This window comes from Methanobacteriaceae archaeon, assembly GCA_029219465.1.
In the GTDB taxonomy this organism is placed as follows: Archaea; Methanobacteriota; Methanobacteria; order Methanobacteriales; family Methanobacteriaceae; genus Methanocatella.
In genome coordinates, this window is the sequence record JAQXTL010000007.1 from 16,387 (window position 1) to 39,066 (window position 22,680).

Annotated in this window: 12 protein-coding genes; 3 read left to right on the forward strand and 9 right to left on the reverse strand. The window is 30.3% G+C overall.

Going from position 1 to position 22,680, the window contains the following annotated elements; all coding sequences use genetic code 11:
- Positions 1–2: 2 nt before the first annotated feature.
- The 9 genes from PUD86_05430 to PUD86_05470 form a co-directional block, all read right to left on the reverse strand.
- Positions 3–488, reverse strand: a complete 486-nt coding sequence (locus PUD86_05430) for an amino acid-binding protein (GenBank protein ID MDD6776714.1) — start codon at positions 486–488, stop codon at positions 3–5.
- 12 nt (positions 489–500) lie between these two features.
- The gene (gene gatC, locus PUD86_05435; GenBank protein ID MDD6776715.1) at positions 501–716 is read right to left on the reverse strand and encodes an Asp-tRNA(Asn) amidotransferase subunit GatC; all 216 of its coding nucleotides are present in this window, start codon (positions 714–716) and stop codon (positions 501–503) included.
- A 438-nt stretch (positions 717–1,154) separates the two neighbouring features.
- The gene (locus PUD86_05440) at positions 1,155–15,389 is read right to left on the reverse strand and encodes an isopeptide-forming domain-containing fimbrial protein (GenBank protein MDD6776716.1); all 14,235 of its coding nucleotides are present in this window, start codon (positions 15,387–15,389) and stop codon (positions 1,155–1,157) included.
- 177 nt (positions 15,390–15,566) lie between these two features.
- Positions 15,567–17,012 (reverse strand): asparagine synthetase B, encoded by a 1,446-nt coding sequence (locus PUD86_05445; GenBank protein ID MDD6776717.1) that lies wholly within the window; start codon positions 17,010–17,012, stop codon positions 15,567–15,569.
- A gap of 138 nt (positions 17,013–17,150) precedes the next feature.
- The gene (locus PUD86_05450; protein MDD6776718.1) at positions 17,151–17,423 is read right to left on the reverse strand and encodes a zinc ribbon domain-containing protein; all 273 of its coding nucleotides are present in this window, start codon (positions 17,421–17,423) and stop codon (positions 17,151–17,153) included.
- Positions 17,420–17,941, reverse strand: a complete 522-nt coding sequence (locus PUD86_05455) for a phosphatase PAP2 family protein (protein ID MDD6776719.1) — start codon at positions 17,939–17,941, stop codon at positions 17,420–17,422. The genes PUD86_05450 and PUD86_05455 overlap by 4 nt, the downstream gene beginning before the upstream one ends.
- A gap of 78 nt (positions 17,942–18,019) precedes the next feature.
- The gene (locus tag PUD86_05460; protein ID MDD6776720.1) at positions 18,020–18,844 is read right to left on the reverse strand and encodes a DUF4013 domain-containing protein; all 825 of its coding nucleotides are present in this window, start codon (positions 18,842–18,844) and stop codon (positions 18,020–18,022) included.
- A 9-nt stretch (positions 18,845–18,853) separates the two neighbouring features.
- Positions 18,854–19,585 carry a DUF4013 domain-containing protein gene (locus PUD86_05465; protein MDD6776721.1) on the reverse strand — a complete coding sequence of 244 codons (732 nt, stop codon included), beginning with the start codon at positions 19,583–19,585 and terminating at the stop codon, positions 18,854–18,856.
- Between the two features lie 9 nt (positions 19,586–19,594).
- On the reverse strand, positions 19,595–19,846 hold the full coding sequence (locus tag PUD86_05470) for a helix-turn-helix transcriptional regulator (protein MDD6776722.1): 252 nt from the start codon (positions 19,844–19,846) through the stop codon (positions 19,595–19,597).
- A 412-nt stretch (positions 19,847–20,258) separates the two neighbouring features.
- Between PUD86_05470 and PUD86_05475 the strand changes: the two genes are divergently transcribed.
- Genes PUD86_05475 through PUD86_05485 form a run of 3 tightly spaced genes read left to right on the forward strand, consistent with a single transcriptional unit; the run spans position 20,259 to position 22,677 of the window.
- Entirely contained in the window at positions 20,259–21,200 is a 942-nt protein-coding gene (locus PUD86_05475) for an ABC transporter ATP-binding protein (GenBank protein ID MDD6776723.1), read from the forward strand.
- On the forward strand, positions 21,193–21,927 hold the full coding sequence (locus PUD86_05480; GenBank protein MDD6776724.1) for an ABC transporter permease: 735 nt from the start codon (positions 21,193–21,195) through the stop codon (positions 21,925–21,927). The genes PUD86_05475 and PUD86_05480 overlap by 8 nt, the downstream gene beginning before the upstream one ends.
- A gap of 9 nt (positions 21,928–21,936) precedes the next feature.
- Positions 21,937–22,677: an ABC transporter permease gene (locus PUD86_05485; GenBank protein MDD6776725.1), complete on the forward strand. Its 741-nt coding sequence runs from the start codon at positions 21,937–21,939 to the stop codon at positions 22,675–22,677.
- The last annotated feature ends 3 nt before the right edge of the window (positions 22,678–22,680 follow it).

The window sequence follows — 22,680 nt, forward strand, 5'->3', positions numbered from 1 at the left end:
ACTTAAACTTCATTAATCACTAGTAATTCTTTTTCTTTCGCAATTTGTCCAATTCTATCAAATACTTTTTGTTTTAAACCAACATCTGCTTCAATATTAATCAATGCGGTGGATTTTTCTTCACCATTCAATTTAATATCAAATGCAACAATGGAAATACCTTCAAGGTCGTTGATTTTATCCATTGTGTCTCTTAAATCCTGATCAACAATATGGCCAAAAAGAATTGTAGTAATTTTTTCTTTTTTAACAACACCATCCATTTCGATAATGGAAAATCCAATCTCTTCATACTTATTTACAATGTCTTTAAGGTTTTCCTGTTCGCCTTCAATTGTGAGCTGAACTGGAACGTTACCATTATCATTTTTGTAGTCTCTTTTATGGATAACAGTTACTAGATTAGCACCATAATTACTAATTGGTTCTAATGCTTTAACCAATTGTCCTGGAGCATCTAAAAGTTCGAGAACTAAATCTATCCTCATTTAAATCCCCTCTTAATTAGTCCAATCTGCTTTTTTAACTATGAGATTTCCTTCTTTGTCAATTTTTGCATTTCTTAAAATTTTTTCAGGGTTCTTTGCTTGAGATTTATCCTCACGAGTTAAATTTAAATTATCAGTAATGTACCAGGTTTCATCTGAATCTGGAATATCTTCTAAAATTTTTGAGAATTTTTCAATAATATCTTCAGCATCTTTTTCGATTGTCATTAATAAAAACTCCTATTAATTAATAATATAACTAATTATATTCTTCAATATTAATAAAGTTAAAGATTAATTGGCCAAAAAATCCAATTTATCTAATTTTTTAGAATTTTCACACATTATAATACATCTTGTTAAAAAGTGAATTAAGTGTTTTTTTAATCACATTACAGCACTATTTTTGATGAAAATTGAATGATTAAGATAGTTGATATAGCTGTATCATTTCTAAATTATTAAAAATTAGTGACCATTACATAATATGGCAACTACATCAAAGTAAAATAAATAGAATTATTACAAACATCATTTTAAAAGTATGAAAATTCAATTAAAATGATACTAAAACATTACCTAAAAATTAGTTAAAAAAAATAAGTGACATTTATACAAAGATAAATGCCACTTATAGTGTTTCATTTAAAAAAAGAAAAGAATTAGTTATTCTTTTCTTCTAAGTACTGGAATGCATAATAATACAACTAATAAAGCTAACAATGGATTTCCTGTAGCATACATAGCTCCTTTATTTGCCACATTATGTGGATTATAAGGAGTATCATTATTGTTGCTTTGGATTGCAACAACTGCTGCAGAAGCATTATTGTTTGTATAATCTGACTCATTAGTTGTAGTAGTTACATTAGCTGAGATAGTAATCTCACCAGGAGCTGTTGCGATTAAAGTTAATCTAAGTACAACAGTTTCATTGCATGCCAAGTCCCCAATAGTCCAGACATTAGTGAATACACCTTTAGATGGATCATATTTTTGTAATATGTATGAACCTTTAATGTCTAAGGTTGCAACAACATCCTTAGCAGTAGAAGGACCATGGTTTGTTACAGTAACAATAACTTCAAATGGTTCTCCAACTTTAACAGGTTCTTTAGGAGCATCTATAGTGATTTCAACATCACAAAGGTCTTCGACAAAGATTGTTTTATTAGCTGTGTGATTTCCGACAGTGACTTTGTTATCAATTAAGCCACTTCCGTTTAATTTACCTTTAACAGTTAAATTAATAGATTCACCAGCTGGAATATCGATAATCCAAGTGATTATGTGTTTATCTTTATCGTATACACCATCTGTCTCAATATTAATTAACTCAGCAGGTAAGTAATCGGTTACTAAAACCTTATTTGCATCAGTGTTATTATCACCAATAACAGTTATAGTATAGGTTATTTCATCACCAATGATGTATGTTTTATTTATAGCATCTTTATTAACAGTGATTTCAGGAACATATACTTCTGCAATGTCAGTTTTATTATCTGATACACCATTATTGTCATTTACACTTACAGTGTTGTTTAAGTCACCATATTTAGTAACTTTACAGATAACATTAATGGTTAATCCATCAGGACCGATTGTTAAGTTACTCCATGATTTAGTAGCATTATTAAATCCAACAGTGTAGTTGGTAGATACAAATTCTAAACCAGGGGATAAAATATCCATAACTGTTACATTTCTGATTTCAGTGTTGTATTCGTTTCCAATGACGATGTCAAATGATACTAACTCACCATAGTTAGGAGTAGTTACATTTGCAATCTTGTCAACAGTAACACCGACAACAGTAATGTTTTCAGTACTAGTTACGTTGTTTACTTTCACATTATTGGAAATAACGGTAGTTTCAGGAGCCATTACAACAAAGGTTACTTTGAATTTGTATACTTCTCCAGCAGCCATGGACGGAATAGTCCATTTGATAATACCATTATCTTTACCACTTGCATCTTCATTAGGTCCAGTTGAGTTAACAAATACTAACTGAGCGTTATTGAAGATATCTACTACTTCAATGTTTTTACCTTCGATATTATTATCGTTTGAAACAATGATTTCGTAAACTACAAGTTCTCCAAGTGAATATTTTTTGTCATCTATGTTTGCTTCTTTATCAATGTCGTATTTAGCAACTTTTACGAATGAAGTACTGTTTTTGACACCGTTATGATCATCAACGTAAACAGTGTTGTTTAAAACGCCGTAATCTTTAACAGTAGCACGTACTTTAATTACTAATCCTTCAGCAGGAACATTTACAATCCAGTAGACTTTTTGTTTATCAACAACAGTCATATTTGCAGTAAAGTTGGAATCGAGGAATTCTAAACCATTACCTAAAACATCAGTAATAGTTACATTACGTGCAATACCATCAGTAGGGTTAGTAACATTAAGGATAAATTCAACCATACCATCGTAGTTAATAATTTCGTCAACAGTAGTCTTATTGACAGTTAAATTAACAATAGTAATGTTTTCAGTATCAGAAACATTATTAACAAATACTGTGTTAGGAATTGTATTAGCTCCAATTAATTTGAAAGTAACATTGAATTCAACAGTAGCGCCTTCATCAATTTCATCGAAAGTCCAGTAAATCTTATTCTCGCCAAGGTGGCTTAAATCTTCATTAGGACCGGTTGAACTGATGAATTGTAAGCGTTCATCAAATTTGTCCATTACAACAACATTATTTCCTTTAATATCGTTGGTATTAGCTATTACAATTGTGTAAGTTACTTCTTCACCAACTGAATATACTTTATAAATGTCGTCTGCAACTTTAATAATTGTGTATTCAGGTACAAATACTGAGGAATTATCAGTTTTATTGTCACCTTTACCATTATTATCGTTAACAATAGCTACATTGGTTAAATTACCATAATCAACAACTTTTGCAACAACAGTTAAAACAATCTCGGAATTAGCACCAAGATCAAAGTTCCATTTCACATCATGTAATGAAGAGTTCACTCCACCATAATCAGCACTTACAAACTCTAATCCAGCAGGTAAAACATCCCAAACAGTCACATTATAAGCAATAGCATCGAAACCATTGTATACAGTAATGTAGAACTCTACTAAATCACCGTAATTAGGATTTACAACGTTAACAGTCTTATCAACAGTAACTTCAGGAACAATAATAATCTTGTTAGTAGTTACATTGTTAACAGTAGCTGTGTTTGTAATAGTTCCATTTGTTAAAGCTGTTAAAGTAATGTTTAAGACAACAGATTCGCCAGCACCAATATGATCAATAGTCCAGGTGTAATTACCTGAGCCACCTAATTGTTCTTTAATCCAGGTATCAACTACGACAATGTCATAACCGTCAATGTTGTTTGTGTTTGTAACAGTAATTGTGTAGGTTATGTTATTGTATTTAACAATGGTACTTTGAGTATCTTTAACAATACTGTATTCAGGAACAAGTACTGAAGAATTATCAGTTTTATTGTCACCTTTACCATTATTATCGTTAACAATAGCCACATTGGTTAAATTACCATAATCAACAACTTTTGCAACAACAGTTAAAACAATCTCGGAATTAGCACCAAGATCAAAGTTCCATTTTACATTATGTAATGAAGAGTTTACTCCACCGTAATCAGCACTTACAAACTCTAAACCTTGAGGTAAAACATCCCAAACAGTCACATTTGAAACAGTTACGTTAAATTTGTTGTAGACAGTAATGTAGAACTCTACTAAGTCACCATAGTTAGGGTTTACAACGTTAACAGTCTTATCAACAGTAACTTCAGGAACAATAATAGTCTTGTTAGTAGTTACGTTATTAACAGTAGCGTTATTTACTAAAGTACCGTTTTTGAGTACTTTTAATGTGATTGTTACATATTCAGTTGTACCTTTAGCGATTTTTGGGATAGTCCAGACACATTTGTTATCTGTATGTACTCCATTTCCACTTGCACTTACAAATTCGAATTTACCGTCTTGCCATACATCAATGACTTTTACATTAATTCCATCAATGTTGTTTGTGTTTGTAACAGCAATTGTGTAAGTAATAGTGTTGTTAATGTATGAAACATCAACTGAAGTCTTATCAATTGTGTATTCAGCAACAGATACGTTTACAGATGCATTGTTATTTGTTAAGTTAGTGTCATGACCAGTACCGTTTACTGAAACATGGTTTGGAATAACACCAAATGCATTGATTTTACATGTAATGTTTAAAGTTACAGTTTCACCAGGAGCTAATGAACCAATAGTCCAGATTCCAGTGTTTTGATCATATACAGTTCCGGAAGTGGATTTGATATCTTTAATGATTACTCCTTGGTCAATTAAATCAAATGCAGTTACATTATTTGAAGTGTCAATACCTTTGTTAGTTACAGTAATGTAGTATGTAATTTCATCGAATAAGTTTGCAAGTCCGTTAGTTGCGTTAGTTGTTTTTGTTACTGCTAAATCAACAGATGTTAAGTGTACAGTTACATTATCAACTACACCTTCAGGAACTTCCACACTTGTAACGTTTGCTTCGTTGAAAATATCTTTATCAGCACTTTCTTTTACTTTTAAACCGGTAATTGTAATTGTGAAAGAGTCACCAGGGTGCATTGTTCCATAATAGACACTACCAGTCCAACTACCTTTTGATACACCATCAAGAGTGTATTGTGCGTTTGTGACATCTAATAAAGTTGCATCCAATATGTCAGTTAAAGTGACATTGAATGAGTTAGAGTGTCCAGTAGCAGTTACTGTAATTACATATTGTATTGAATCACCAGCAATAACTGAAGTTACGTTAGCAACTTTTTCAATAATGAATCCACAGTCTGTTATGATTGGAGTAATTTCAGTAGATGAATTGATTCCAGTGTTTTTGGTATCAGTTGTAATGTTTGCAACATTTACAATGATTCCTCTACTTGAAGCGTTTACTAAAGCTCTGAAATAGAAGGTTCTTTTCTCGTTAGGTGCTACATCACCTAAGTTGATTACAGTAGCATTAGTGTAAGGCATCCAAACAACTTTGTCAGTGGAGTATTCAACATTGAGTAATTGAGTTACATCATAGTAGTCTGTTAAAGTACTGTTAAATGCAACAGCAGGTCCTTTATTTTCAACAGTAATTGTGTATTCAATATTTTCTCCTGCGATAACTCCAGTAGTAATGTTATCTACTTTATTTACATTTAATTCAGTGTTAGATATAATGGTAGTAATGTTTTCATCAACATTGTTATCATATCTTGATTCGTTAACTGAAGTGGAAACAACAGCAGTGTTGTTTAATATTCCTAATGCACTAGCATTTAATAATGCTCTAATGTAGACTAATTTCTTGGAGTTTGCATTAATTGATCCTAAGGAAATGGATTGACCGTAATTGTTCCAGCGAGTTCCATCTAAGGAGTACTGTACATTTGAGAGGTATTTTCCATCAAAGATGTCTTTAAGAATTACATCATATGCGACATCAGGACCATTATTTTCAACAGTAATTAAGTAAGTTACTTGTTTACCAGCGTAGATATCACTAGTAGCTATTTTTTCAACAGATAAGTCACATACAACTACATGAACCATGTTAGTGGATGAGTTTGTGTAAGATCTGTTGTTTTCGTCATTTACAGATGAGTAATTAACTTCTGCAGTGTTGTATATGTCTTTACCTAAGATATCAGCTAAGTCTTGGTCGAAAGTACAGTTAAAGACTAATGTGAATTTGCTGCCAGCTTCTAATTCGCTTCCAGATACAGTTAATGTATTTGTAGCGGAATCGAAATTGACATTCCAAGGCAAGTTTGTTTCATATTCGTTGGTAAAGATTAATCCTTTATCAAGAACATCTGCAAGGTTAATTGTGTAAGCTGTAGAAGTACCGATGTTTTCAATAGTAATAGTGTATTCTACTTTTTCAGTTACATTGTATTTTGAATTGTCCGCAGTTTTGGTAATTTCAAGATCAGGTTCAATAACTGTTACAGTAACTTCATCATTACCTTCAAATGCTCCATTTACATCAAATGTTACGCTGTTTACTTTTAAGTCACCAGCTTTGTTTACATTTTCATCTTTGACTAAAGCAGTGATGTTAATCACTAATAATCCATTAAAGTCAGATGAGTGAACATTATCGTAGCGAATAATGATTTTTTGACCGATTACTGTGACTGGTACTTCAGTACCGTTTAAGTAATGTGCAGATACGAAAGCTAAACCTTCAGGTAAGTCATCTTCAATTTGGATGTAAGTGTAATTACCGGTAGGCAAGTCAAGAGTGATTAAGTAATCAATACCTTCACCAATAGTTACTGTATCAAGACCTTGAGTTACATTAGTGTTGTTAACATTTTTAATGATTGAAGGACCTTGTGTAGTAATTATTTTTGACTCTGCAGTTTTGATGTAGCTTCTAGTATCATTGCTTGCGTATGGAACAGAATATCCATTTACAAGAACAGTGTTTTTGAAAGTATTACCAATTACAACATCGTCACGTACAGTGAAAGTAAATCTAATGACTTTTACTTCGTTAGGATTCATATCTCCTAAATTGATTTTAGCAGCATTATCAATCCAATCAATTGCAACAGGATTATTGTTTAATTTAGCTGTAATTCCTTGTTTACCGTTTAATGCGAATTCATTTACTAATTTTGTTAAGTCATCTAATATTGAAGCATTGTATAATACAGAGTTACCAGTGTTTTTGACAGTGATTTCATAATAAACACCATCTCCACCTTCAATTACAGTAACATTAACTGTTTTAGTAACAGTAATCTTAGGTTCGACGATAGTTATGTCTGCTCTGTCATAATCATGGGATCCTTCGTATTCTAATTCAATATTGTTCTGTCTAACTACTCCTGCTTTGTTTGAAGCAATGTCTTTAACAAGAACAGTTAAATTAATGACTAATTTACCGTCATAAGTGTATGAATCAATATTTGTGTAGTTAATTAAGACTTTATTATCAACTACTGAAATATTTTCAACAGCACCAAATTTATCGGCAGCAGATACAAATTCAAATCCAGTAGGGAGAGTATCAATAATGTTAAGAACTGTATAATTACCTTCAGGTAAGTTTACTGTAATTAAGTAGTATACTTTGTCCCCAATAGTTACATACAATTTGCTGTTAGTTACGTTAGTACCATCAACGACTTTGTCAATAGAAGGACCTTCGGTTCTTATATCAGCATTGTCAGTTCCAACGTATGCTCTTTCTTCACCGTTTATTATAGGAATTGAGTAACCTTTGATAGTAGCAATGTTATTAAATACACTACCAATGAAAATATCATTTTTAACAGTGAATACTAATCTAATGTTTTTAGATACACCTGGGTTTAAATCACCTAAGTTAATAGTTAATACACTACCGTTCCATTGTCCAGCAGTTTCAACACCATCAACTAATATTTGAATATCAGAAGCATCTCCAACAAATACTCCAATGAATTTTGTTAAATCATCAACAACAGATGCGTTGTATAAAATGGAATTACCAGTGTTTTCGACAACTATGTCATAATAAACATTGTCTCCACCTTTAACAATAGTGTTGTTAACAACTTTATCAATAGCTACTTGAGGTTCAACAACAGTAACAGAAGCAGAGTCTGAAAGTTGTTTGTTGTTCCAGTAGTAGGTTGCAGTATTTACTTTAGGAACGATTGAAGCTTTATTTTGAGTATTGTTTAATACAATAGCTGTTAGGTATACTCTGAATTTTTTATCGTAGTTGTAAATCACATCTTGTGCAAAGTCATTGTTAAATGAAATTGTTACAACACGATTTGTGTAATCAATAGTATATCCGGTTGTTTCGCTAACAGTTCCGTCTTTAAAGACTTTAACTGAATTTAAAATGTAGTCAAATCCAGCTGGAAGTGCATCTTTAATTTCAAGACGGTCATATGAACCGGTTGCAAGATCAACATCAATTACATATACGATTTCTTCACCGATAGTTACATGAGTTTTATCATTGATAATGCTTGTATTGTTTATGTTTTTATCAATGTGTAATCCGACAGTGTTAAATCTGTCTATATCATCATCAGTGAAGTTTTTGACATATTTAGTATCATCACTTACGGAATAACCATAGAAATCAACTTTATTATCATGGGTAACACCGATTTTTACATCAGCTTTTACATTGAATGTAAATTTGATAACAATAGATTTAGCTGCATCAAGTTCATCCATGTAGAATTTGATAACATTTCCATTCCATGAAGATACTAATTTACCTGTTTCATTTCCTTCAACTATTGTGATATTTAAGTCGTCTTTGTTTACAAATTTAGTAATCAAATCAGTTAAATCGTCAATAATAGTTGCATTATATAATACTGAATTTCCAGTGTTTGTAGCACTGATTACTAATTCAACACCATCAAGACCTTCAACAGTGGTTACATTATAAATTTTAGTAACGTATGCGTTAGGTGAAACAATAGTTACATTTGCTTTTGAGGTAACTTTATCAAACCAGGTTACAGTAGCAACGTTGGTTTTGAGTTGTCCAACAGGGTTTTTAGCTACATCATTTACAACAATACATTTGTAGTTGACAACTAAAGGTTGGTCAATTACAACAACATCTAAAACGATGTTTAATTGTCTGCCGTTAAGAGTGTAGTTATCACGGGTTAAAACAGTACCATCAGATAAAACTAATGAACCTTCAATTAATTCAAATCCATTAGGTAAAATATCGTTGATTGTAATGTTTACAAATCCTTTTGGAACATCGATAACAATTGCGTAGTCGATGATTTCACCGTATGAAACAAATTCAGTGTCATTACCTTCAGAAGTATTAGTAACAACTTTATTTGCGTCAAAGTAGGTTAAAGTACTGAATGCTAATGAATCATTGTCTGAATAGTATCTTGTTTCATTGTATCTGTTATCAGGCATAGAACCTGCATCAATATATGCAGTATTGGTGTAATTTGTACCAAGAACAACATCTGGTTTTACAACAAATGTTAATTCTACAATAAGGTCTTTAGTTTCTTCAACTTCACCAAAGTCAATGCATAAAACAGAATTATTCCAGTATACTTTTGCTTTTCCGGTTTCGTTTCCAGATACAACAGTTATGTTGATATTAGCAACATCTTGATCAATAATGAAGTTATTAATCAAATCAGCTAAATCTGTACTAATAGTTGTATTGAATAAAACACCGTATCCGTTAGTTTTTCCATCGTATGTTATTTTTACAACGTCTCCACCTTGAACAGAAGTGACGTTTACTTTACTTTCCAATTTAGGAACAGATTGGACAATAGTATAGTCAGCACGGTCAGATAGGTAAGTTGTATGAATCATTTCATTTTCAAGAATGTTATATATGAACTCTTTTTTAGATGCATAATCTAATGAACAGTTATAGTACACTTTAGCATCGTTTACATCATCAAAGACATAATCATAATTGAAGAAAGTTTGATTAGCAACATAATACATTAATATTGTTACATAATTTGTAACATTATTTGTAGCTAATAAAGTACCGTTAAATCCAATATGTACAAGATCAGAGTATTTTTTCTCAACATATGGCTCAGTTGCTATTGCCTCAGCACGAGGAGTTGGTTTGGATACACTAAATACATATGATACTACATCTACACCATCGTGAAGTACACCATCACCGTAGATAACTTCAAATCTGTAGAATCCTAAGTTTGGAGCTAAATCTTCAAAGGTTAAGTTAACAACATCTAATTGTGGTAACCAAACTGTTAAATTAAATACTCCGGATTCACCAATGTATAATTCTGATTTATTAAAGTCATTAGAACCCATAAAGTCTTTTGAGAATTCTAATCCGTAAGTTTCTAAAGTTGCATTACTGAATAATGGTTTATCTAAGATGAAATTGTATCCACCTTCAACTGAAGAATATCTTAATACATCAGCTGTGTTAACAATTACACTAGCTGGAACAGCATGTGAATTGAAAGTTACAGTGTAGAAAATAGTAATATTTTCTCCTTGGTTTAATGTACCAAAGTCAAATCCTTTAGTTGAATCGAAATAATCCATTGTAATGTCAATAACAGTACCATTACCGTAAACTGCTCTAAAGTTAGTTACAGTACCATCTTTAATCCATTCACCATATTTATCTAATAAATCATCAGCAACAATAACATCGTATGCAGGAGCGTGACCATCGTTAGAGATAGTTACATTATATTCAACTACATCTCCATTTTGAACAATAGTATCATTTACATTTTTATCAATGTTCATGTTAGGTTCGTTGAGAAGCATCCAAACTACTTTTTCAGAATCATAATTGTTCTGTTCAATATCATTATAATAGATACTGATTAAGTTAGGTTTGAATAATTGATCAGCTAAGTATTGAGTTCCAACTTGTAAAGTAATATAAATTCTAAGAGTTGTTACGTTTTGAACAGGTTTGTAAACTTTATTATATACAAAACTAATAGAACGTGTATTAGAATCTAAAGTAACTACAGGAAGAACCTCATTTCCATCAATATCATATAATTTTGAAGTTTCATCAGCAAATGCCCAGTGTCCTGCTTCAGGAATAATTCCAGGGGTACTTGGGTTAACATCAAATCCGTTAATTGAGAAAATTGGAATAGTTACATAATCTTTAATTTCAAGTTTATCAACAGAGTTAGGAACGTGAATTTCAATAAGGAAAGTTACATTATCTTGAGCGTAAATGTCATAGTAATATTCTTTTCCTTGTTCCACACCATTAATATGTGAAATTGATTTACTGTCTGCTTCAGGAGCATCAATAACTATGCCTGCACCATCAGAATCAGATACATAATTACCGCTTTCTAATTTTACAGTTCCAGTAACAGAATTGGATAATCTGTCCATTGAGTTAATAACTGTACCTTCATGGTTTATTGAATTTACAGTTACATTAAATTTAATAGAACCGGAAGTTCCGTTTAAAATTACATCAGAACCGAATGTATCATTGAAGAACTGTGAAACATAAACCATAATCCTCCATTTACCATTAGTTAAGTTAGTAATTGTGTAATAAGATTTGTTCATTACATAAGTTTGACCATTGTAGTATAATACTAAGTCTTCACCAGTGAAAGTTTGATCAAAACCAAGCTTTCCACCAACAGTATCATTTAATACAAATTCAGTGAAAGTGAAGTAATCTGAAATTTCATAATGTATTGTGTAAGATAATTTATGACCCGGTCCAGTATAACCATTATTAGTACCATTAAGGTCAGTGACACCTTTAACAATCTTGATGGATTGTAATGATACATTAAAGTCATCGCTAACTGAGTCTTCAAATCCGTATTCGCCAATGCTGTAAGTAACAACAGCTTCGTTTCTAGTTAAGTTTCTAGCACCAGTTAAGTTATTGATAATTTCTTTTAAATCATCAGTAGTGTTATCATATTTTGGTGCATAAACCATGTAAGTAAATTTGTAATCTACAGTGCTTGGTCCACCAACAACAGGGTTTTTGAATTTAATTTCAATTTTACCACCCATATCGTCAGGATAGGATACATCATATAATTCTTGAGGAACTTCTTGTCCACGTGAGTCTGTGAGAACTAAAGTGCCAGGGATGTATTTTAAGTTAGATGGAAGATTATCAATTAATTCTAATAAAGTGTATTCAAGATCATTTACTAAATCAACAGATACACTAAATTCAAATCTCCATGTATAACCAGTAGCTACTTTACCAGAGCTAGCACCTAATTCAGAAGATTTATCCACGTGTACAAATTTAGGTTTGATATAACCTGTAGATTCATTACCTCTAATTGCGTTTTCATAACCAGTATAATCGTTACCATATTGGAAGAATGGAATTGCAGTTATATTAATCAAATCAGTATTGTTATGTTTTTTGTCTAAAACTCCACTAATAACAACTTCAGCAGGAGGGTGTTCTGGAGTAAAACCACCAACAGGAATCTGTAAAATGAAAAGAGTATTTCCTTCAGGAACATCAACATAAGCTTTATTGATTGGATCATACCAAGTTCCGTTACCTAAATTAGTACCTTTAACAACAGCAACTTTATGTCCGAGGTAAGTTGCAGTAAAGTTATCAACAGATCCTGGAACAATTAAATCAACAACAGTATTATAACCACTAATTACACCAGTGTTATTAAATTCAAGTGCATAAGTAAATTTCTCACCAACAATAACTTCCAAAGGATCTTCAGGAGTTAATGGTGTCTCAGATTTATATTTACCATTATATTCTGTAACAATTACATTAGGGAATGAGGTAATATTAATAATAAAAGTATCACTTGCAGTGTCATTATATATTCTTACATGGTCTTCATCATCAGATGAGAATCCGTATGCAAAAGCAGTGTTAGTTAAATTCTTCAAAATCTCTGCATTTTTATCAACATAGAAGAAGAAGTAAATAACTTTAGTTTCACCAGGTGCAAGATCTCCAATAATTATCTTAAACTGTTTACCTTTATTTCTATATTCAGCAGGTAACCCATCACATGTAATAATTACATTTTTAATCTTGTCTTCATTAATTAAACCTGTTAAATCATCATAGATGTAAACTCCTTTAGCAAGTGCATCACCATTGTTTGTTACTTTAAATTCGAAAACAATAGCACGGTTAACTTGACCTTCTTTAACCAAAGCAGTTTTTTCAAGTGTGATATTAGGTTCAATAATTGTTACATTTACATTATCTTTATTGATGACAGTGTTGTTTGAAATAAGAGTTGCGTTATTTGTTAAAATTACACCATCAACATTAGAATTAATATTCTCTACGATTGTACGTACATCAATCACCATACGATTATTATAATCATATGAACTGAAGTTTATAAATTCAAAAGTTATTTTACTATCATCTAAAGATGTGGAAAATTGAGCAGGAACTCCATTAATTTTTGCATCTTTAAACAAAATACCTTTAGGCAATTCATCAATAACAGTAATATTTGAATAGTTACCCTTAGGCAAAATAATATTTATATAATAATTTACAATTTCTCCGATTGCCACATTGTTGTTATAAACAACTTTTTCCATAGTAGGAAGATCAGTAGCAAATCCTGCGGAATCTTTCTTAGTATAGTTTCTTGTGTTATTTGTAATAGTCGGTGTTGAATAACCAATAATAGTAATATCACCAGTATTGTATGAACTACCAATCATTACATCATCTTTTACAACAAAATTAATCTGAACGTGTTTAGTAGTGTTCGGACTAATAGTTCCTAAGTTAATAGCTGCATCCAAATCTTCAACAGTATACTTAATACCATCAATGGTTACAATAACATTAGCTAAATCTTTATCTTTAATATAATTATTAATTAAATCAGATAAATTGTAATTAACACTAACATTACATGCATTACCATTACCATTATTAGATACATCTATGATAAGAGTTACGTTAGTACCACCTTGTACATCAGTATCATTAAACCCAATAACAACATCAAGTACAGGTTCAACAATAGTTACATCAACAGCATCTTCATTAATAAAAGTGTTATTACTTACAAGTGTAGCAACATTAGTTTTGGTAACACCTGCGACATTAGCATTTACATCATCAACTACACATGTTACATATAATACCAAATTACCATCATAGTCATCAGCATCAATATCAATGAATGTAAAAGTAAGTGTGTTTCCATCAATAGTAGGTGTTATTATATTACCTGCTACAGTTGTATTAACATAAGTAAGATCATCAGGTAACACATCACTAATAGTTATATTATTATATTTACCATTAGGTAATGTTACATTTATAATATAAACAACATTATCACCAATAGCTACTTTATCATTAGCTACAGTTTTATCCATACTAGGTAACATTGTGGTAAAACTTACAGTATCATTATAATCATACCTTCTTGTTTGAGAAGACATGTATGGTAAAGAGTTCCCAGCTATATTAACATTACCAGTATATGAACTACCAATAATAACATTATTTGTTACATTAAAATTAATTATAATCTGTTTATCAGTATTTGGTTCAATAGTACCTACACAAATACTGGATAAATTAGTTATTACATCTACCCCAATTATACTCAAAGTAGACATGTTTACATATTCACTAAACAATGAAGTTAAATTATTAATAGTGACATTGTATATGTTAGCATCACCATTATTAATAATATCAATTAACAAACTAACATTTTCTCCACCTTGGACAATATCTTTATCAAAAGACATGCCAATATCAAAATTCGGTTCAACAATATTTACATCTGAATTAACTTCGTCTATCAAATTACCATTTGAGAAAAGACTTAAGTAATTAGATTTTGATCCTCTGATATTTTCTGGAGTGTTAGCCACAGTAGCATTTAAGAATACTACTATATTTTCACCATATTTCTCATAATCGACATTCAAGAATTCAAATGTTACAATTTGTCCGTCTACATGAGGAGTAATAGAAGTACCATTCTCATAAACAGCACCACCATAAACAAAGCCATCAGGAAGAACGTTCTTAATTGATACGTTATTATAAACAGTACCGTTCTCTAATGATACATTAATTGAATAAGTAACATTTTCCCCAATATTAACATTCGATTTATCTCCAAGAGTCGTATTATATACTTCCATATTTACGGATATAGCCGATTGATCATTAGCAATAGGATCATTAAGTGTATTTAATGGCTCCTGGCTAATTATCTCTTCATTAGTCACTTCTAAAGCAACAGTATCATTTGAATCTGCTTCAGCAGCAGAAACCCCTGATATGAATACTAGAAGACTAATAAAGCATATAACCTTTAAAATATTCAGTTTACTCATTCTTTTCATATAAATCACATTACTAATAAATTAGAGATGTATATATATTATATATATTATATATATTTTTAGAAAATCAATTATTTAAATCAAACTATTTTTCTCTCTTGTATATTAAAAAAAGTGAATATTAAAAAAATAAAATAAAGTAAAAAATAAAAAAAGTTCAAAGATAATATATAAAAATTATACAAATTTAGAAATATCAGTATCCTTTATGACCTTCTTTCTTAAAATCTTGTCAATACCAGTTCCGTATTGCGCTGCTTTTTTAGGTCTGTAAGCTATTTCATAATCCAAACCTTCTTCGAAAGCCAATTTTCTTAGGATACTTTTTCTCATATCATCATGCATTGAAACAATTTTTTTATTATCTGGAATGTTTAAGACCAATTCTACAAGTGTTTTATCTAAAAATGGCAATCTTAATTCAACTCCATTAAGCATTGAGCATGCATCATCCCTTTCAAGGTTTACATGATACATGTTTGATATATCATCTCTAAGCTCATAATTAAGTGTTCCATCAATGAAACTTTGTAAGTATCTTTTATATCCTCCAAATAGCTCATCTGCACCTTGTCCGGAGATTGCAACTTTAATGCCGTCACGAGCAACCATTTTTGTTGCAAAGTATGTTGTAAGACCTACTCCAACTTTCATTAAATTATCATCACCAATAGCTCCAATTACGTCAGGAAGTGCTTCACGTACCATATCTTCTGTGACTTCGCAAATTTCTAAATCCAAGTTTAAGAATTTTGATGCATATATTGCTGCTTCAACATCTTTAGATCCTTCAACACCTACTGCATAGAGTTTAATTTTCAAAGGAGTGTTTTCAGAAATTTCTTTTAACAATAATGCTAAATATGAGCTGTCAATTCCTCCAGAAAATATCACACCAACCTCATATAATCCATCTACTCTTTTAATAATGCTTAATCTTAACATTTTATCGATTTTTGAAACGTCCCCATCAAAGACTTTTTCATATATTGGCTGTGTTGGTGCTACATCCTGCCAGTTGTAAAGGATATGTTCTGGTTTTAATGTATTAATGTCAGTTATACCAATTTCTTTTAATGCTTGTCTTGTTGAAGCAAATCCTTTAATTTCCCCATTTTCACCATAAAATAATGGCTTAACTCCTAACTGGTCACGTGAAATAGCTAAATTTTGCCCATCCCATATAGCAAAAGCATAATCACCGTCAATTAATCTAATTGCTGCTTGTGTTGCATTTAATAAATCCAATTTATTGTAAAATTCAATTAAATGCAATAATGCTTCACTATCTGAGGTTATTTGATCTTCAACACCTACTTTTTTTAAGAAATTTCTAATGGTATGGAAGTTATATATTTCTCCATTAAAGACTAAAACAAGATTATCTTTAGTAATTGGCTGAGATTTTGATGAACGGTCATTTGAATCATAAATTGAAAGTAAATTATGACCAAATGCAATTTTGTAATCATTATCATCTGCAAATTCATCTAAATTAATATCATTATAACATTTATCTAAATATATGCCTGAAGAATCAGGTCCTCTGTTTTTAGATGATTTTAACATTTTCACTATATCTTGTGCATTTACATTTCCTTGTAGACCTACTATTGAACACATGTTATCCAAAAATTCCTATATATTATTATATATTATTAATTAGAGTGTCTTATTAATTAAAATTTAAGGTTAAAAAAAGCAAAAAATCTACAATAGAAAAAATTATATAAAAAAAGAGAAGATTGAGCTTTAAATAAGCTAATCTTTCGCCCATCTTTTTAATTTAGGGAATACTTCATGCATCATCGCGGATGCTTCATTTTCGTCCATTTCAGGGTTTACTTCAACCATTTTTTTAATACAGAAATCTCTCATTTCTTCCATGGAAATATCTGATGTAAATTCACCATCTTTGAAACAGTAAATACAATATTCCTCATTTTTACTTCCATCTGCATTGGTTGCGTAAAGTTCTTCATCACCTAATGGCATTGCACATGATTGGCAAAACTTTTGATCTTCAAAATTCATAATATTTCCTCATTATAATTATTTAACTTCCTAATAATACTTAAAATTTGTTCTTTAAAGTGATTAACGACAAATGCACTTGCTAATCCAAAAATTCCACCGATTAAAACATCACCAGGATAATGTACTCCAACATACATTCTTGAAAATGGAATAGATATGGCGAATATTATTAAGCATATACTAACTAATTTAGTGTGTTTTTTAACTAACTGCCCAATATTTAACAGAACAAATGTTACAACAGCAAATGTTGAAGATGTATGTCCTGATGGAAATGAGTTTGGATCTGTTTCATTAACAAGTAAATGTACATTATCTAAGCTCATAAATGGTCTTGGTTCCTGAAATCCATTTTTTAATAAAACTACAAAGAATCCTGAGAGTAATAATGAAATTAAACTTAGTAGCATGATATTTTTTAGTGTTTCATTATTTTTTATATAAGCATATATTAAAATAGCTATTACTAAGAAGAATATAAATACGAAACTTCCCAGTTCAGTCCAGAATGGCATTATAGCGTCAAATACTGGATTTCGAAATGCGTGATTAAAAAAATAAAAGATTTGAGTGTTTAAACTCATATTTTCACCTTAATTTTCAATTGCTTTGTTGTATAATGATCCAAACACTCTGTTATAAAATATTCCAATATATGATGATACAAATAATCCGCTGATTACAGCTAAAATTGCAGAAATTACAATAGCTTGGTTATTGATGAAACCTGCGATGATTAATGTTACAAACATTAAAACAAAGCTTAAAGCAGCGCAGATTATAAGATAAACAACAAATGTGAATACAATAGCACCAATGTATTTAATCCATCCTATATTGGAGATGTTAGCAAATATTTCTCTTAAATCAAATGCTTTTTTAATTTCATCATATGCAACCATATTATTGAGTGCCATAATTAGGACGAAATATGAAATCATGTAAAATAGCCCTGAAAGTAGTATTACATGTATACCAAATGAACCATTTCCAAGCATTGCGCCAACTACAAAAATTATAGTTGGAATCATGTTATATGCTACTACTACAATGAAATATCTGATTCCATTTACAAACAAATCAATGACATTGTAAATTCCAGGTAATTCATCTTTCTCATCAATTGAAAACTTAAGAAGTTTCCATTCATATCCCATAATTAGAAGACAAACGATAAAACCAATGATTATTAAACCAATCACCATATTTACAAGAGATGCTGGAAGCTGTGAAATATTTACAACATTAATTCCAGTACTTTCCAATGCAGAATATGCTCTTAATATATCCAAAGAGGTTGTACTAATAAATAGAGATATTAAGTTAAATAGCGCAAATAACACTCCAAAGCTTAAAAGTTTTTTAATGTCATTGAATGGGTATTTTAACCCTTCAACAACATAGTCAGTTATACTCATTTTTTTCACCTATATTTGCATAGTGTATAATAATCCAATTGATCTTGTATTGAATATGGATAAGTATGGTCCAACAATAAACATAGTTACTAATGAGTTAATAAAAGTACCTAAAACGAATATTCCACCCGCGTTAGCTCCTAACATGCCACCAGTAATTCCTAATACAGTAAATATTATTCCTATGATTGCAGTAACTGCACAGGACAATATTAAAGTTATGATAATTAAACCTGCATAGGTTGTGAGGCATTTTAACCATCCAATATCATTAAGGACTTCTCTTATTTCACTTATTGCAAATGCTTTTGAGAATGCTCCATCATTATATGCCATGTGACATATTCCTATTTGTGCCATAAGACATGCAATGATTCCTACAACAAAAGTAATTAAACCACCAATAATAAATACAGCTCCTCCAACACTACCATCAATGCTTCCTGCAATAGCCACAACTAATATGAATAAAATCATAGGAACTAATAAATAAGCTATTTGAACTAGAAATACCTTTACACCCTCAATGAACATTTCAAAAATGTCATCAAATTCAGGTAATGGATCATTTCCGTTAATAATTCCGTGTACTGCAGTGTTTTCAACCCTATAACCATATCCTGCAATAAGAAATGCTGGAATTATTAAAAAGCTAAATAAGCACATTACTCCCAATATGATTAATGCTTTCCAATCCTTTGCAGAATACTCAAATGCATCCTTATATATGTCTAAAATCATTTTTATCACCTAATAATACTCTTCATCTAAAAGAAAAATATCTTCCATAACGAAATATTGTTCTTTATCTCCTTTAAATAACATTTTGTTAAACACTTGGGTTATTTCATATGCTAAAAATAAAGATGGGTTATATCTACCGTTTTCCAGAGCATTTATTGTTTGTCTGGTAACACCAACTTTATCCCCAAGTTCTTTTTGACTCATCTTGAGTTCTTGTCTTAAATATTTAATCATGGTTTTCATAATAATCCACAACATTATTTTTAAGTACGTGAGTAATTATGTTAAAAACTAATTACTTATGTTAATGTTAAATTACATAGTATATAAATTTAACTATTTTTAAGAAAATGAATATATGAACTTTAAATAATTAAAAAAAATGTAAAATAAGTTTATATTAATAAATTAATTAAATTAATTCTTATTTAAAATAAATATGATTAATTTTTCTTAATTTATAATATTAACAATAAATTAATGGAATTTACTAAAAAATTAACAAACAAAAGATTCATATAGTATGTAAATAATTATTAACATATGCAATGTTTAGATGACATTTGTAACATATCATTAACACATTGCACAGGGTTCAAAAAAATTATTATGCGCATAACTAATTATATGAAACCGATTTAATGATTATAATATTTTGGAGATTATTAATATGGTTGATTATATTATTGAAACAAGGAATCTTACAAAAAGATTTGGAAAACAAACTGCTGTAAATTCTCTTGATATGAAAATTGAAAAAGGAAAGATTTATGGTTTGCTTGGTAAAAACGGAGCTGGAAAAACAACAACAATGTGTATGCTCTTAAATCTTTCAAAACCAACAAATGGAGAGATATTTTTCTTTGGAAAACACTACAAACAAGATCCATACGATGTTTACTCAAAAATAGGATCAATTATAGAAACACCCGGTTTTTATGAAAATTTATCTGCTTTTGACAATCTAAAAGTCTTTGCAAAGCTTAGAGGAGACTACAATAAGGAAGATATTGAAAAAGCCCTTGAAATCGTTTCTCTTACACATGCAAAGGATAAAAAATTCAAAAACTTTTCATTAGGTATGAAACAAAGACTCGGAATTGCTGCTGCTATTATGCACAATCCGGAAATTTTAATTCTTGATGAGCCGATTAACGGTTTAGATCCAATGGGAATTAAAGAAATTAGAAAACTTCTAAAAGATTTATCTGAAGTTTACGGCACTACAATATTAATTTCAAGCCATATCTTAAGTGAAATTGAAGCTATTGCAGATGTTATTGGTGTAATGGACGGAGGATTATTAATTGAAGAAGTATCAATGAACCAGTTACATGAAAAATTAAATAAACATGTAAAATTTGAAGTATCTGACATTGATTTAGCATGTAAAATTCTTGAAAAACTTACATTAAAAGAGAATATTGACTTTTCAGTTAATGAAAATAATATTCATTTATACAATCATTTAGATTTAAGAGCTGAGTTTAACGAGCAATTTGTAAAATCAGGAATCAAAGTAAATGAAATGTCCATATGTGAAGAAAGTTTAGAAGAATACTTCACCAAGATTATTGACAAAAAAGAAAGATATGGTGAGTTTAATGCTTAAATTTATTGAAATGGAGTTTTTCAAGCTAAAAAACTCAAAAGTATTCCTGTTAATTTTACTAGGTTCAATAGCTCCTGCATTTTTAGTGCATTTCGGATTTTCAGGAAGAATTGATTATGGTGAAAAAATCACTTTTGCACTCTTATCCGGTCAAACAAACCTGTATATGTTAGCTATTTTTGGCCTGTTTCTTACAACAATTGTAGTATCATATATGTTTAGTCGTGAGTTTAATGAACATACTCTAAAATCAATACTTCCAACACCAATTTCAAGATCAAAATATTTAATTGGTAAATCAGTTGCATTTTTGATTTGGATTTTAATATTATGCTCTGTTTGCTTTTTTAGCTCCGTAATATTCTCATACATTACTGGAGTAGAAGGAATAAGTGCTAATTTGATTTTAAAGTATTATGGTGAGATGTTAATTGGAGGAGTTTTATTATTTATGGTTATGACTCCTATAATGTTTATTTCCATGCTTATGAAGAGTATGGTTCCAGCTATGATTTGTGCTGCAACATTATCACTTGGAAATCTATTTGCATACGGACACGATCCTGCAGTATTTTACCCATGGATTCTCCCAGCAATCGTATCTTCAGGTGAAATAGTCGAATATACATCAAATATAAGTATGGTTTACGGTTTAATTGCAATAACATTCATTGCAGGATTAGGATTAACATACTACCATTTAACACAAAAGGACATCAGATTATAGGTGATTTAAATGATTAATTTTATTCAAACAGAGTTTTTAAAGTTAAAAAATTCAAAACTGTTCATATTTAGCTTATTAAGCGGACTTGTTCCTCCATTTTTAATGTATGTTGGAGTCTTAGAAATGCAAGCAGAACATCCTGATTTCATTTTACACTTCTCACAAATGTTTGTTGAAACCCATGTGTATATGGCAGGACTGTTTGCAGTATTCCTTTTATGCGTTATAATATCCTATTTGATTGGACGAGAATACACAGAGCATACATTAAAATTAGTCTTAACAAGCCCAGTATCCAATTTCAAATACTTAACTGGAAAATACATAGTGTTTATAATCTGGACATTGATGTTGTTTAGTGTTACCTTTATTGGAACAATAATATTCGGTTATTTAGGTGGTGGAGTTGGTTTAACCTTAATAATGGCATTAAAATACTATGGTGTGATGTTATTTGGTGGATTTTTACTTACATTGGTTATGACACCATTTATATTCCTGTCAATGATTATGAGAAATATCGTGCCATCAATGATTGTTGGATCCATATTGGTTCTTGTAAACATATTCAGTTATGGCTGTCCATGGGGACCGTATTTCCCTTGGATGGCATGTTATATTATCAGTTCAAACACAATAACTGATTATTCATGCACATTATTAACACCAATAGCTACTGTATTGATAACCTTTATAATTGGTACAGTAATATCATATGGATACTTTAAAATTAAGGATGTTAGTTTATAATCA